Annotated in this window: 10 protein-coding genes; 2 read left to right on the forward strand and 8 right to left on the reverse strand. The window is 70.8% G+C overall.

What is annotated here, in order from left to right; genetic code table 11:
- Positions 1-16 precede the first annotated feature (16 nt).
- The 4 genes from K8640_RS18435 to K8640_RS18450 form a co-directional block, all read right to left on the reverse strand.
- Positions 17-1,354, reverse strand: a complete 1,338-nt coding sequence (locus K8640_RS18435) for a TfuA-like protein (RefSeq protein ID WP_223748212.1) — start codon at positions 1,352-1,354, stop codon at positions 17-19.
- On the reverse strand, positions 1,351-2,610 hold the full coding sequence (locus tag K8640_RS18440) for a YcaO-like family protein (RefSeq protein WP_223748213.1): 1,260 nt from the start codon (positions 2,608-2,610) through the stop codon (positions 1,351-1,353). Before K8640_RS18440 ends, K8640_RS18435 begins: the two co-directional genes overlap by 4 nt.
- Positions 2,610-3,254 (reverse strand): hypothetical protein, encoded by a 645-nt coding sequence (locus K8640_RS18445; protein WP_141329272.1) that lies wholly within the window; start codon positions 3,252-3,254, stop codon positions 2,610-2,612. Before K8640_RS18445 ends, K8640_RS18440 begins: the two co-directional genes overlap by 1 nt.
- Before the next feature lie 72 nt (positions 3,255-3,326).
- On the reverse strand, positions 3,327-6,785 hold the full coding sequence (locus K8640_RS18450; RefSeq protein WP_223748214.1) for a serine/threonine-protein kinase PknK: 3,459 nt from the start codon (positions 6,783-6,785) through the stop codon (positions 3,327-3,329).
- A 306-nt stretch (positions 6,786-7,091) separates the two neighbouring features.
- Here K8640_RS18450 and K8640_RS18455 point away from each other — a divergent pair, with 306 nt between their 5' ends.
- The gene (locus K8640_RS18455) at positions 7,092-8,840 is read left to right on the forward strand and encodes a sigma-54 dependent transcriptional regulator (protein ID WP_305070665.1); all 1,749 of its coding nucleotides are present in this window, start codon (positions 7,092-7,094) and stop codon (positions 8,838-8,840) included.
- A gap of 87 nt (positions 8,841-8,927) precedes the next feature.
- Positions 8,928-9,731 (forward strand): SDR family NAD(P)-dependent oxidoreductase, encoded by an 804-nt coding sequence (locus K8640_RS18460; protein ID WP_141329268.1) that lies wholly within the window; start codon positions 8,928-8,930, stop codon positions 9,729-9,731.
- Here the strand turns inward: K8640_RS18460 and K8640_RS18465 are convergent.
- The 4 genes from K8640_RS18465 to K8640_RS18480 form a co-directional block, all read right to left on the reverse strand.
- Positions 9,701-10,513, reverse strand: a complete 813-nt coding sequence (locus tag K8640_RS18465) for a biliverdin-producing heme oxygenase (protein ID WP_223748215.1) — start codon at positions 10,511-10,513, stop codon at positions 9,701-9,703. The genes K8640_RS18460 and K8640_RS18465 overlap by 31 nt on opposite strands.
- Positions 10,510-10,764, reverse strand: coding sequence for a hypothetical protein (locus K8640_RS18470; RefSeq protein ID WP_223748216.1), 255 nt, complete (start codon positions 10,762-10,764; stop codon positions 10,510-10,512). Before K8640_RS18470 ends, K8640_RS18465 begins: the two co-directional genes overlap by 4 nt.
- A 380-nt stretch (positions 10,765-11,144) precedes the next feature.
- Positions 11,145-11,861, reverse strand: coding sequence for a GDYXXLXY domain-containing protein (locus K8640_RS18475; protein WP_223748217.1), 717 nt, complete (start codon positions 11,859-11,861; stop codon positions 11,145-11,147).
- Positions 11,861-12,958: a DUF4401 domain-containing protein gene (locus K8640_RS18480; protein ID WP_223748218.1), complete on the reverse strand. Its 1,098-nt coding sequence runs from the start codon at positions 12,956-12,958 to the stop codon at positions 11,861-11,863. Before K8640_RS18480 ends, K8640_RS18475 begins: the two co-directional genes overlap by 1 nt.

A 12,958-nucleotide genomic window follows, 5' to 3' on the forward strand; every position in this document is an offset into this window, starting at 1 on the left:
GGAGGTCCAATCCCTCTCAGGCCGCGGCGCCCGCCTTCGTGAGGACGTAGCAAAGCTCACGCAGCGCGGCCCTGCGCATGGAGGCCACGTCGGCGAAGCCCTCGTCGCGCGCGGCCTGCTCCAACTGCGAGGGCACCATGCGCCCCTGGTTCTCCTCGAAGTACCAGGCCCACAGCGCGCCCTCGGTGATGCCCGCGTCCTCCAGCTTGGGCAGTGAAAGCCCCGCCGCGTCGAGCACCTGCTCCTTGTCGCGCGCGCGTTCCAGCAGGGTGGCGTACTCGCCCGTCAGTCGCAGGTGGTCGGCCAGGTGCCGCAAGACATCCGGCTCCATGAGCGCCTCCACCCAGCGCACATGGGACTCGTCCCGCAGCAGCCGGGCGACGTCGTCCACGTGCTGCTCCGTCTTCCACCGCTCGAAGGACTCCGGCGTGAGGTGCCGCTCGTGGCTCAGCGCCTCCTTCGTCGCGTGCAGCTCCCCTGCATCCGGGACGCGCCCCAGCCGTCTTGCCTCCTCCACCGCGAGCGCTCGCGCCATGCTCGCCCGTCGCGCGTCCTTCAGCTCTCCGCGCAGGCGAAGCTCATCGAGGAGCGCCTCGATTCCCACGCCATCCGAGGCGCGTGCCGTCTGTCGAAGCGGCTGCCGCGCCGCGCGCCGTCGCGCCTCCTCCCACGCATCCGTGTGCTGGAAGGGGAAGCGGGTCTCCTTGGGCGAAAGGCCCGCCTCCACGCGCGAGCGAATCATGCGCAGCATCGCCACCGCGTCCGCGCGCTTCACATCCACGCGCCCCTTCGGCAGCCAGGCCTCCAGCGCCTCCGCTTCCGCGCGGGGAAATCCGGACAGCAGCTTCGGCCACGCGCGCTCCACGTAGAAGAGCGCCTTGGCGCGCTGCTCGAGCGAGGCGCGAACAGGCTCGCTCACCGCACCCGCTGCCTGCGCCGCCGCGAGCGTGGCGCGGATGTTGACCATCGCCTCGGACAGGGGGCGCCAATCATGCTCGGCGCTCGCGTGCGCCACCGCGACCTCGTCATCGTCCTCCAGCACGCCTTGACGGAAGTCCTCGAAGACGGAGCCCACGCCCTCCATTCCGAAGGTGGCCAGCTCCGCGGCCCGCAGCGCCCCCATGCTCGAGGCCCCGAAGACGTGGATGCCCTCTGACATCGCCCAGAGGAGCTCCTTGTGCCAGACCGCCGGCACGTGCTCGAAGAACCCGTCGATGATGCCCAGGGCCACCGGCTTCTCGCACGCCGCGCGGTAGACATCGCCCTGCTGAGCGGGAGGCAGGTACACCGCGTCGAGCTCCAGCTTCGCCTCCTCGGCGCGCAGCGTGGGGCCGGTGAAGATGAAGACCTTCATCGCGGGTCTCCGCGCATCATCTGCCGTGCCCTTGGGCCTGGCTGATATCCGGGCGCCTCGTGCGTCGTCTCCAGTCCCGGCACCACCACCCGCACGACGGGCAGCCCCAGCTCCGGCTTCGTCAGGTCCACCGCCACCACCTGGCTTGCGCCCACCGAGCGCACCCTCGCGAGCACCCACGCGAGGTCCTCCTCGAACGTGTCCGCGTCGTGATGGGGCGCTTGTTGGAACTCCCGCACCGCGGGCTCCTCGGCCAGCCGCTTGCGCAGTCGCTCCGCCGTCACGCCCTCGCGCGCGGTCTCGTACGCCTTGCGGTGCAGGTCATCTCGTGCCCCGCTGATGCGCGTGAGTCGACTCTGCGCGGCCTCCGTCATGGCGCGCAGCAGGGCCACCGCTCGCGAGGGATGACAGCCCATGCCACCCGCCACCGCGACGGGGCGCAGCGGCTCGGGCTCCCGGTCGACGATGTAACAGCTGAACGCGGGCACTCCGATGTCGCTCGTCGTCTCCCAGACGCCCACGGCCATGCCCGCGCGCTCGTAGAGGTCCAGCACGTGGCGACATCCGGCGTCGTCCACCGAGTCGAGTTTCAGTCGCGTGCCGGCCTGCGCCTGCTCGCCACGCACCTGCCAGAGCGCCGTCGCGTCGCGCTCCACCACTTCACACAGCCCATGCAGCATCGCCTCGAGCACGTGGTTGCCGGAGGCCAGCCCATTGCTGCTCATGAGGAACGCGCCGCTCCCCGTGGGCAGCGGCAGCGTGAAGTCCGTGTGCACCAGGTCGAAGGGCAGCCACAGCGGGCCCGAACCCAGCAGGTCCACGCCCTCCACCCAGAGCGTGCGCCAGTTGGGATGGAACAGGCTCACCGACAGGCGAGGCAGCCTGTCCACGTCGACCACGGGCGCGCGGAAGCGCAGCTCGTTGTACGTGGCCAGCTTCAGGGGCAGGGTGACGTGCTCGGCGTGGTACGCCTCCACCGACTCCATCAGCCCGGACGCCTTCGCCGCGGCGAGGCTCGTGCCCTTTCCCTGCGACACCGCCAGCGAGCGCGCGTTGGGCCGCGTCACCATCACCACCGGGAGGCCAATCGTGTCCAACCCCGTGACGTTGGCGACGCGGGTGATGCCCATGACGGGCATGAACCGTTGCACGCGCTCCAGCGTCTGCTCGGGTGTCATCACCCGGTGGGTCCCCTGGCGGAACTGCTTGGACGTCCCGGGGGACGCGCTGCCGGTGTCGAAGTTGAAAGGGCGCATCAAGGCTGGGGGTCGGGATTGCGGTAGACGGGGCCCTGCTCGCCGGCCTTCAGGTTCGCGCCCGGGCTGTAGCTCAAGAGGATGCTGTTGAGGTTGAGCAGGAAGCAGGTGATGGGCTCGGCGGCGTCGGACAGGTTCTCGGCCGCCGTGCTCGTGGGCGCCGCGACGTAGGCGGGCACCGGGAGGTTGGCGACCACCGTCTCGTTCTTCAGGAGCGTTTCCAGATCTCCCGTCAGGCTCTTGTCCTTGGGGGACAGCTTCTGGGCCTTCTGCCACTCCTCGGGCTTGAGCCAGTAGATGTTCCCGTCCGGCGCGTAGATGAGCAAATCCGACTGGTCCACCGAGCACTCCAGGCGGGCCTCGATGCGGGGGAACTCGGTGTCGTTGTTCTTGGGCGCGGCGATGACGGTGGCGGGCTTGATGTTGTCATCCAGTCCGGAAATCTCGAGGACGTCCGGCGCCGGCTGGGAGAGGCCGATGGAGCCGTCGCTGCCCTCGATGCGGAAGTTCATCTTGCTGGTCACGTTCTCGGGCAGGTTGGGACTGCGCGACGGGACGCCCCACACGGTGACCTGGGTGGAGAAGCCCTCCAGCAGCGTGACGCGCTCGGGCTTGAAGAAGAAATACACATACGGGCCTGCCATGCGCACCTCGGAGACAAGGCCACGGGCCCCGAGGCCCTGGCGGGTGGAAGGAAGCACCTGCGGTCAATCCAGTTACAGATAGCAGAGCCGCCGGGCCGACTCACAGGCCTGGAGGAGCGCGCTCCGCGCTTCCTCCTCCCGACCCGCGTCCGCCAGCGCCAACGCCTGCGTCAATCCCTGCGTGAGCACGTCCGGCTGCCGCTGCTGGTGGGCCTCGAGCATCGCCCGGGCCTGCTCCAACGCCTGGGGCAGCGCCCCTTCCGAGAGCTCCACGGCGAGCAGGGGCCAGCGCGCGAGCCATTGGAAGGGGTACACGAGCGAGAGCGCCTGCCACAGCCGCAGCGACTCCGTGGCGGCCTGTCTCGCCGAGACGAGGTCCCGGGCGCGCGAGGCCACCCAGGCCCGGGTGGCGTGCGCCGCGCCCAGGTAGTCCGACATGCCGGAGCGAGTCGCCAGCTCCAGCGTACGCTCCGTCGCCTCGCTCGCCTCCGCCACCCGCTCCCTCAAGCGGAGGATGACGGTGAGGTAGGTGAGGCAGCGCGTCTGCAACGTCACGTCCCCCTGCCGCTCGGCTCCGCGCAGGGACTCCTCCATCCAGCTCTGTGCCTCATCCAGCGCGCCATGGAAGAGCAACACCATGGCGACCACGCACCGGGCCCCCGCGTGCTCCGCTTCCCCCTCGGACTCCAGCGCCGCTTCCGCGTAGGCCCGGGCGTGGGCCACGGTCTCTGTCGATGCTCGATAGCGTTCGCTGCGCAGTTGCATCTGCACCAGCGAGTTGAAGAACCGCGCGCGCTGCAGCGGCGTGCCGTGGGCCTTCATCACCGGACGCACTCCCTCCACCAGGGCCCGCATCTCGTCGAGCTGGGCCAGCCAGTAGTGCACGGTGATGCGCTCACCCTGCAGCTGCACCCACTCGTGCCACCACGCGGCCTCCACCTGCCCGGGCAAGGAGGAGACGCTGTCGGGCATGGGACCCAGCTCGGCCTGGGCCTGGGCATACACCCGCAGCGCTTCCTCGTTCTGATGGTGCGTCTGCAAGGACTTGCCCACCTTCCGCAACACATTGGCGCGACGGACACGCTGGGTCTGCTCAATCCGTGCCAGGGCGTGGAGGAAGGCCTGACGCGCGGCCTGCTGTCGTCCGGTCAGCGCGAGCACCTCACCCAGCGATTCCCAGACGACATCCAGCGCCACCTGGGGCGCGTCCGGGCCGGACGCATGCGCGTTCCCCGAGGACGCCGCGGCCTCGCGCAGCGCGGACTCGTAGAAGGAGATGGCGTCACCATTGGCATACGCCGCGCGCGCCGCGTCCGCCGCCCGCGCGAACCAGCCGCTGGCCCGCTCGGGCACTCCCGCGCGGGACCAGTGGTGGGCGAGCCCCGCGGCCAGCGGCGTCAGGCCCGAGGGTGAAGTCGCGCCTTGCATCTCCAGTCGCTCCGCGCAGCGATGGTGCAGCACGCGTCGTCGCGTGTCGGCGATGCGCGCGTAGGCCACCTCGCGCAGCTTGTCGTGCACGAAGCGCAGCCGGCCCCCGTCGGACTCCTCCAGCACCTGCCGACGCCGCAGCTCCTCCACGGCCTCCGCGCTCGCGCCCTCCGGCAGCGCGGCGGCGGACAGCAGCAGCTCTTCATCCAGCTCGCGCCCCAGCACCGAGGCGACCTCCGCCAGCGCGCGCCCGTGCTCGCCCAGGTCCGACAGGCGCCGCTCGATGAGCTCGGCGATGCTGCCGGGCAGGGGCAGGGGCCGGCCGCCGGCGCTGCCTTGCCCCTCGAAGAGCCACTCGCCGGACGGCGCGCGGAAGAGCAGGCCCGCGTCGATGGCGGCGCGCAGGTACTCCGCGATGAAGAAGGGGTTGCCGCTCGTCTCGTGCACCAGCGCGTCGACGAAGGGCTCGGGCACCTCGCGCAGCGCGAGCATGCCGCGCACCATCTGCCCCGCGCTCCTCGCGTCCAGCCGGCCCACCTCGACTCGCACCGCGTCGGACGCGCCCACCACCTCGCGCAGGGCCTGTCCCATCTGGTCCATCCGGTAGGTGCCCACGAGCAACACCGGCCGCTTCGCCAGGTGCCGCGCGTCCAGCTCCAACAGGAAGCTCAGCGTCAGCTCGTCCGCCCACTGCAAGTCATCCAGCACCAGCAGCAGCGGCTGCGCCTCCGCCAGCGCGCACAGCGTGTCGCGCAGCGCCGACAACACGCGCAGGCGCGCCTCCTGCGCGGGCAGGGCAGGGGGCTCGGGCAGCTCGCGCTGACCGGGCAGCTGCGACAAGGACGGCTCGTACGCCTCGAGCACGCGGCCCCGTGGACCGAGCAGCCGCGCCGACTCGGCCGCGCCGCGCTCGTTGCAGCGGTCCGCCACCGCGAGCAGCAGCGGACGCAGGGGTTGGAGGGGCGCGGCGTGTAGATCCGTGCCGCCCTCGCCCATGGCCACGCACTCGCCCGTCACCACCGCCATGCGCCGCCAGCCCGCCTCCGCCGCCAGCTCCAGCGCCAGCCGCGTCTTGCCCGCGCCGCTCTCTCCGCCGAGGAAGACCCGGCCGCCCTGTCCGCGCGACGCCGCGTCGAGCGCCGCCAGCAGCCGGCCCAGCTCACCACCGCGTCCCGACAGGTCCGGCCGATACAGATAGGCCGGCGTCCGGGGCGCCGCGGCGGCGCCCTCCTCACCAGGCTCCGCGCCCAGGGCCTCGAGCGCGGACGACACGTCCTCCGCGTACCCGGGCCGCTCCTGGGGGCGCTTGGCGAGCAGCCGCAACACCAACGCGTCCAGCGCCGCGGGCACGCCCTCCACGCGCAGGCCCGGCGGCACGGGCGTCAGGTGCAGGTGCTGATGGGGCAGCGGCCCCTCTCGGCCGGGGACGAAGGGCGGCCGTCCCGTGAGCTGCTCGTAGAGGATGCAGCCCAGGGCGTAGAGGTCCGCCCGCGCGTCCACGTAGTCGCCCCGGAGCTGCTCCGGCGCCATGTACGTGTCGCTGCCCACCACCACGCCGCTCACGTCCAGCGTCTCGCGCCCCCGTGAGCCGCCGAAGCGCGCGGCGATGCCGAAGTCCACCAGCACCGGCGTCCCATCCGGACGCAGGAAGACGTTCTCCGGTTTGAGATCCCGGTGCACCAGCCCGTTGCCGTGCAGGAACGCCAGCGCCGAGCACAGCCGCCGGGTCAGGTTGAGCGTTGTCTTCAGCCGCTCGCGGTCCAGCGCTCCCGTCCCCGGCGCGGGCGTGGCCAGCCGCAGCGTCTGTCCCCGGAGCAGCTCCATGGCGTACCAGGGCAGCCCCCGCGTCACGCCCTCCGCGACGATTCGCACCACGCCCGGATGCCGGAGCCGGCGCAACGCATGGATTTCCCGACGGATGCTGGCCAGCGGAACCTCCGAGGCCGCGCGCACCGTCTTCACCGCCACCGCCTCGCCCGTCTCCAGATGCTGCCCCCGGTAGACGACGCCCATGCCCCCCTGCCCGAGCACCTCGAGCAGCTCGTACGGACCAATGGTCGCCCCCACCCCAGGCAGCGTGGGAAGCCGAGAAAAATCCGTCATAAGGGGCGTCAAGCATAGCGAGCCCCCCTCACACGTCCCATCTGCGTCGCGTTGGGACGCGGCTGCGTACCAGTTGGACGCGGATTCGGGCCTCTGGAGGCCCCTTTCGGAGCCAAACCCCTGAAAAGACGTGAAATGCGTGTCTGGCATGAATCACGCATGGGATTCCGACGCGGCGCCACGGGAAACCGGGTGCCCAGCCGTCAGCGAGGTTCGGGAACGCGGAAGGAGGGGCCGCTCCTTCCGCGTTCTTCATCTCCGCTACACTGCCTCCCCTCCGATGCGGCCCTTGGCGGGTACTCTCGGATGGCACCGGACGGAGGCGAGTGGATGCACGAGGAGATGCCGCAGCTCATGAGCGCGCTGCGGGGGGCGAAGGATTTCGAGACCGCTGCGACCACCACCCTCAAGCACATGTTGGCCGTGGCGCAGGACGCCGTTGCGTCCAGTCGGTACGCAGCCCGAGCCCGCGTGCTTCGCGGAATCGTCCACCTGCGCCCGGGGGAAGCCTACCGGCGCCTGGCCGCGCTGGATGTGGGCGCTACTGAGATTACGGATGCGAGTGTGGGGACGCCCTTCTTCACGTCGGCGACGGCGTGGCGGGCGGTGGTGGAGCATCGCTGCGCGGTGTCCATCGACGTCAACGTGGGCACGGTGCAGCCGCACGCGCCGGACGCCCCGGTGACGGGTGACCCGGGGCTCGCGGGGTTCCACAGCAACGAGAGCCGTCAGCGCTTCCTGGGCCGCCACGCCACGCACGTGTGCGTGCTGCCCCTGCGCACGCCGGGCGGCAGCATCGAGGGGATGATCTCCCTGGAGGCGGACTGCCTGGCCGCCATGGGGCAGGAGTTCGTCTGGCGCGAGTCGGGCGAGCGGCTCCAGCTGCTGGCGGACGTGGCGGCGCCGTACCTGGCCGGCCTGCCGCAGCGTCCGGTGGCGACCCCGGAGGTGGACGAGTACCTGCCGGTGGTGGGGCGCTCCATGGCGGAGCTGTTGCCCATCCTGCGGGTGTTCGCGCTGCAGGACGAGACCATCCTCATCAGCGGCGCGACGGGCGCGGGCAAGTCCCGTCTGGCGCGCTGGTGCCACGAGCGCTCCAACCGTCGGGGCAAGCCCTTCGAGACGTTGGACCTGGTGACGGTGCCCGAGGACCTCCAGATGGCGGAGCTCTTCGGTTGGAAGAAGGGCGCCTTCACGGGCGCGGTGCGCGACGCGCCCGGCAGCGTGGCGCGCGCGGACGGCGGCACGCTGTTCATCGACGAAATCGACAAGCTGTCGCTCAAGGCGCAGGCGGGCCTGCTGCACCTCTTGGAGTCGCGCAGCTACCGCCCGCTGGGCGAGGGCACCGGTGAGCGTCAGGCGGACGTGCGCTTCATCATCGGCACCAACGCGGACCTGCACGCCGAGGTGCGCGCGGGCCGCTTCCGCGAGGACCTCTACTACCGCGTCAACGTGCTGCCCGTGCGCATGCCCGCGCTGCAGGAGCGCCAGGACGAAATCCCGCTCTGGGCGCAGTACATGGTGAAGCGTCGCCACCGCGAGCGCTCCCCCGAGGGCAGCGCGCGCGTGACGCCGGACGCGGAGCGGCTGCTGGTCGGCAGCGCGTGGCCGGGCAACCTGCGGCAGCTCGACAACATCGTGCGCCGTGCGTACACGCTGGCCATGGTGGAGCACGCCGTGTCCGGTGGCGAGCTGGTGCTCCACGAGAAGCACGTGGCGCGCGCGCTCGACTACGAGCAGGCGCCGGGCGGCAAGCCGCTGCCGGACGCGCTGAAGGCGGCGGCGCAGGCCTTCGTCGCGGAGGCGCGCCGTCGCAACGCGCCCCTGGACCTGGACCTGGCGGACGCGTTCCGGGGACTGGTGCTGGGCATGGCCATCCGGCAGGTGGGGCGCGATGACGGCTTCAAGCTGTTGGGCCGCGAGAGCCTGGTGAAGAACCGCAACCACCACAAGGCGCTCAAGCGCGAGCTGGAGAAGGTGGAGGCGCTCTACAAGGCGCTGGGTGAGGACGCCTCGCCGTTCGCGGACCTGCTCTCCGAGGACGAGGCGGCCTGAGTCGACGCCAAGTGGCCCGCGGTACAATGCTCGCGCAGAGGAGCCATTGCTAGCTTCCGAGAGACACGACACTCGGGGGTGAGAACGGTGAAGCTCCTCTCTCAATGCGCCATCGTCACGGGTGGTGCGCAGGGAATCGGTCTGGCCGTCGCCTCGCGGCTCATGCGCGAGGGCACCCACGTGCTCGTTTTCGGACGCACGGAGACGAAGGTGGTGGAGGCGGCCGAGCGTCTCAACCGCGAGGCGGAGGGTCGCGCGCGCGCCGTCCCTTTCGCCGGAGACGTGTGTCGCGTGGATGACGTCGAGCGCGCCCACGAGCGCGCCACGCGCGAGCTGGGGCTGCCCGGCATCCTGGTGAACAACGCGGGCACGGTGTCGCTGTCGCTGCTGATGGACCTGCCCGAGGACGAGCTGGACCGGCTGTTCGCGGTGAACCTGAAGGGCCCCTTCCTCTGCTTGAAGACCTTCGCCCGCGCGCTCATCGCCCGGAATCAACCGGGCGCGGTCGTGAATGTCTCGTCGCTGTGTCAGACGGTGGTGTCGGAGGGGCTGGGGCACTACAGCGCGTCCAAGGCGGCGCTCGCCCAGCTCTCACGCGCGGCGGCGCTGGAACTGGGGCGTCACAACATCCGCGTGAATGTCGTCGCGCCGGGCGCCACCCACACGCCCCAGGCCGCGGCCTTCATCGAGGGGCCGACGATGCACCGCGAGCTATTGGCGCGAACGCCCCTGGGCCGCGCGCACGCGCTGGCGGACGAGGTGGCGCGGGTGGTGCAGTTCCTGTGCTCCGAGGACTCCGGCTGGGTGACGGGCGAGAGCCTGGACGTGGACGGCGGCAACCACCTGCGCGGGCTGCCCAACTACTGGGAGGCGCTGAACCCGCCCCGGTAGCCGCCCGACGGCGGGGAGATTCCCGTCGCTCCCCGGGCCAGCTCGTCGCACACGAGCGCCTGGAGTCGGAAGGCCATGCGCGCCTCCTGGATGATTTCGCGCGCCTCGTCCTCCTCCAGCTCCAGGCCGTCGATGCGCGAGTGCAGCCGCACGCGCAGCGCCGTCAGCTCGTCGGGCGTGGCGGAGCCGTGGAACAGCGTGCCGCGGGAGTCCTCGAGCTCGAAGGCGCTCGCGACGAGGCGCGAGCGCTCCGGCGCGGTGAACAGGTCCAGCACGCACCGCGCATAGACGTGCGCCACGAGCAGGTGCGGCGCGTCCTCGGCGACCTCGCGCAGGCGCTCGGCGTGCAGCCGCGTCTCCACGCACGCGAAGGTCTCCGTGCGCGTCTCGCCGCAGAAGTACGCCAGGTCCGCCTCCAGCGCGTCCGCGCGCCGCAGCTCCGGCATCAGCAGCACGGGCGTCAGTGACGTGCGCGCGGCGCGGGGCAGCACGCTCTCGTACGTGGCGTAGAGCATGTGGAGCTGGCGCAGGTAGCTGACGTAGTGCTGGGCGCGGACGTACTGGCCGTAGATGCCTTCCCACGAACCGCCGAAGAGCGACTGGAGGAACACGGAGCGCTCGGCCTGCTCGTGCGCTCGGGCAGTGCCTTCCGTGAGCAGCACGGACAGTGGCGCGGAGGTGGGGGCCACGGGCTGGAGGGCCTCTGCCTCGCTCTCGCTCAGTCGACGCACGCGCGCGGACTGCTCGTTGCGCGGCAGACGCAAGGTCCCGGTGGCGCTCACTGCTTCCACCCGCCGAACGTCGGGGCCTGCATCGACGGCGCGCTCTCCGCCTCGTCGGCGTGCGGGCGCTCGGGCTCGTCCAGGTTGTGCACCGCCTCCGCCAGCGTCATGCCGATGGCGCGCAGCACTTCCTCTTCGACACGAATCGTCACCGGCCCCATCGCCAGGTGGATGTGACCGCAGGTGCAACGCGTCACCTCGGCGCATGGCCCCCGCGCGAGCACCCTCTTGCCGCATCCCTGACCGAGCATCGCGTGTCTCCTTCTTGATGATTTTGATTTTGATTATCGAAATCAATAAGATGATGCGCGAAACCCGCCCGGGAGTCAATCCCGAGGGGAGAGGGGGCTGGATGATGGGCAGCGGGCGCCAACCCCGGGAGGGTCGCTGGAGGAGGGAGTCGCGTCGGCGGATTCAAGCGCCTCGATGCGAGAGGAGCCTGAGGCCGGTGGGCTGCGTCGTCCGTGTCACCCCGGGCGAGGGGGGCTGGATGTCAGTGGGATACGCGCTATCGGGAGTCACCGCTGAGAGGGTGCTGGATGACGCGCAGGAACCTCGTCGTCAGGAGTCGCCCTGCGAGGCTGCTCGATGACAGTAGGCGCCGCGTCGTCGGAAGGCATCCTCGCAAGGGTTACTCGATGACGGTGGGCTCCTTTTCGTTGGGAGTGTCGACGTCGGTAGAAGCGTCGGCCGCGCTGGGGCTGTCGATGGTGGGCGCTTCGACGGGAGCAGGCGCATCGACCGTGGTGGGGGCATCGATGGTGGTGGGCGCATCGACGTCCGTGGGCGCATCGATGTTGGGGTTCGCCTCGCCCTCGTCGGGAGTGTCGGTGAGGGTCGTCGCGTCGACGTCGTCAGCGGAGTTGGCGTCCAGGGGCTGGCGCTCCTTGTCACGCAGGCCCGCGAGGACGCTGTTGCCATTGTCGGCGGTCTTCAGCTCCGCGTAGCGCGCTCGCTCGTAGCGCCTGGCGTGTCCCTCCTGGAAGAAGAAGGACTCCGCACCCAGTCGGAAGCGGCCGTCCCTGATGCGGTATCTCAGCCTGTGCTCATCGGGAGCCAGGGGGACGACGGCCGAGTCCATGCGCGCGAAGGTCCCCACGCCGTCGCCGTCGAGCTTCAGCACGAGCACCCCGTCCTGGGGAAACTTCTCGTACTTGTTGTTGAGCTCCCGCGTGAGCGCGTAGTCGAGCACCATGTAATCGCCCTGCATCAGCGAGCGAGGGTCCCGAGGCGCGAGCTCCAACAGGATGCCCTTGCCGGTGGAGAGCACGCGCTCCTTCTGGACCGTGAGGCCCAGCGGCACGGCGAGCGCGAGCAGCAGTCCGACGAAGAACAGGGGCGAGCGCATCAGCGTGCCTCCACGGGGGACGGCGCCTGGGGGAAGCGGCGCGAGAGGAAGAGCCGGAGCCCGAGCAGGACGAGCCCGCTGCCCATGAGCGCGAGCGCCTTGGCGAGCAGGGTGACGCTCAGGTCGTAGTAGTACCAGGCGCCCGAGGCGAGCAGGAACGCGGTGGCGATTCCCACCATCAGGTTGCTGCGCCGATGGAAGCCGAGCGCCAGGAGCCCCACCGCGCAGATGACCGTGGGCGTGTGGACCGTGAGGACGGCGACGAGCGTGAGCGCGGCGAAGACGGCCGCGCCAGGGGCTCCGGAGGGGGCCAGGTCGTGCTCCCGCATGATGTGCCACACGGTGTAGAGGGTGATGGCGGTGAGGCCCAGCGTGAGCAGGGGCATCGGCAGCGTCAGGGACCACTCGTGTGTCTCGACGAGGAACGACGCGAGGCGCGTGAGCATCGCGGCGGGCAGGCCGCAGGCGAGCGCGAAGCTGACGGGGCCGACGAGGTCTCCATACTTACCGGCCCGCAGCCTCGCCTGTTGCAGGAAGAGCCAGTGGAGGAGTCCCGTGCACGCGAGCAGTCCCAGGTCCATGACCTGCCCGGACACCAGCTCCAGCAGGAGATAGAGGCTCGCCGCGCCCGCGCCGAGCGTGGCGAGGAAGCGCAGGGTGGCGTCCGGGTAGACGAAGAGCAAGACCAGGCAGAGGACGAGGCCGGCTCCGACACCGGCATTGTCCGAGCCCAATTGAGCGACCCCGGCCCCTGCCATGCCCACGCCGGCGAGCGTCAGCGCGAGCGTGAGCTGCTCCAGGAAGACGCCATGGATGGTGCGCCGGAGCGCGACGGCGGCGATGACGAGGACGATGCCTACGACGGCGAACACCTCCTCTTCATCCCAGAGTCCCACGCAGGCGAAGAAGCTCAGCAGGAAGAGCGCGGCCAGCCAGGCGCCGAAGGCGGCGAAGGCCTTCACGAACCAGGGGGAGGCGGTGCTGGTGCGCTGGTGCACCTCGAGCGTGGAGCGGGCGCGGGACCCGGCGAGCTCGTCGACCTGGCCTTCTCGTCTCAGACCCTCGAGGACCTGTTGGATGGATGGGCGCAGGGACAT

It is taken from the genome of Myxococcus sp. XM-1-1-1, from assembly GCF_020037095.1.
In the GTDB taxonomy this organism is placed as follows: Bacteria; Myxococcota; Myxococcia; order Myxococcales; family Myxococcaceae; genus Myxococcus; species Myxococcus fulvus.